This window comes from Rhizobium album (genome assembly GCF_003122325.1).
In the GTDB taxonomy this organism is placed as follows: Bacteria; Pseudomonadota; Alphaproteobacteria; order Rhizobiales; family Rhizobiaceae; genus Metarhizobium; species Metarhizobium album.
The window spans coordinates 1-1,879 of the sequence record NZ_QFBC01000051.1 but is presented as its reverse complement, the minus strand read 5'-3'; the positions used below and the strand labels follow the sequence as shown (position 1 = coordinate 1,879).

The window sequence follows — 1,879 nt, the reverse complement described above, 5'->3', positions numbered from 1 at the left end:
CCAGCCACTAACTTAAATGTGGAATCGTTAGGACCATATTCAGCAATACCCCTTATAACGCAGGTTATCGGGGGTATTGCTCATGCCGGAGATTTCTTCGGAAGGCCAAAATCGATTTCGATTGCCACTCCCCTACAGGGGCGTGAACGTCAACTTTTGCAAAAACCCGCATTGTCCAAACTTCGGCATCGCTGCCGAAGTTGAAGCGCAACCGCGAGGTAGACCAACGGGGAACCACAGGACACCATACCGGGTCACGGGGGCCTCGACCGACGCATCGATCTTTTGCAAATTCTGCGGGACTCACTCCGTCATCAAGAGCAACAAGGCGGTCTGGGAGGAGTTCGACAGGCACCTCCAGGCACTTGCTCTCCCCCACGGGCACCGATGCCTGAACCAGGCTTGTTCGAACCACGCAAAACCGCTTGATTCGCACCCGGAAGGATACTACCGGCACGGGACGAACGCGAGCGGCGAGGCTAGGTTCCGATGCCGGGAGTGCCGGGGAACATTTTCGATGTCCAAGGGCCACGCCAGGCAGCGGACATCGCACGAGAACAAGACCGTCTTCCAGCTTCTCGTCGCCAAGGTCGCACTGGCGAGGATCGCACAGGTCACGGGGCTCCATCCCAAGACGGTCTACGACAAGATCGACTTCATCCACGGCCAGTGCGTGAAGTTCGTCGCGGATCGCGAACGACGGCTTCCAGAGATGCGATTGGGCGACATGCGGCTTGCCACCGACATGCAAGACTACATGGTGAACTGGCCTACCAAGGAGATGCGGAAGACCATCCAGTTCCGGGCCATAGCGACAAGCTGCCTGAGCACCGGATACGTCCTCGCATGCCACCCTCAGCTAGACCTCCGGATGACGACGCTGGAAGTCCACGAGCTTGTCGAAGAGTGTGGCGACCTCCTTCGAAAGCCTGCTTTCCGAGAGTTTGCAAGGCTTTGGAACTTCGAGGACTACGCCAGGGCGATGCAATTGCCATCCTATACCTTCGGGCCTACGCGCGAAGACCAGGAAGCCCCCGAGCATATGACCTCTGATCGGCAGCTCCCGAGGCAGGGCGCGATGGTTCACATCGACTACCTCATGATCGGGCATTTCAAATACCTGCGTCATCTGCTCGGAAGCGCAGATCATGTCTATTTTTCGCTCGATGCCGATCCCGGTCTCCCGACCGCTGTGCTGGCAACTTGGGTCGACCGCGCGATTGCCAAGAAGATCGATGTCGCTGTCATGTCCTTCGACAAGGGAGTGACCATCGACGAGAAGAACCGCCGCGTGCTTGAGGCCGCCAAGCTCAGAGCATTGGCGGAGGAGGCCTATCCCCATCTGCACCCCTTCAAGGCTTGGCTGACCTACTTCCTGGTGACGAGCGGGTTGGATCAGATCAGTCGCACCGAGCGCGGAGAGAGGCTCCGCAAGAAAGGCATCGAATACCCGTTCATCAACAAGTCAGAGCCGGGAAAGCGGGTTGTCCTCTACACCGACGACGGCCGTCGAACCGGGATCGAGATCGCGACGATCCTTCATGACACATCGCTGCATCAGGTCGACAGGTTTTTCATGCAGGTCAGGCGCAGTATAGCAGGGCTCGAACGAGCGCCATCCTACCCGAGGCGGGCTTCGCGAAAATGGTACCTGTACGGGTTCTATTCGCCGGACATGGTGGAGAAGATGCTTGTGATCTTCCGGACCTATTTCAACTACATCGCCAAGGGAAAAGACGGCAAGACACCCGCGATGCGTCTGGGCCTCGCAAAGGGCGCGGTTCGCTTCGAGGATGTCCTGTATTTCGAGTGAGCGCCTCCGCCAAAAAATGTGGAATCACTAAAATTTTAGCGATTCCACATTTACGTTAGTGGCTGG

Annotated in this window: 1 protein-coding gene; it reads left to right on the top strand. The window is 57.5% G+C overall.

The window, feature by feature from the left end; translation table 11 throughout:
- Positions 1-517: 517 nt before the first annotated feature.
- On the top strand, positions 518-1,813 hold the full coding sequence (locus DEM27_RS33345; protein ID WP_245446317.1) for a hypothetical protein: 1,296 nt from the start codon (positions 518-520) through the stop codon (positions 1,811-1,813).
- Positions 1,814-1,879 lie beyond the last annotated feature (66 nt).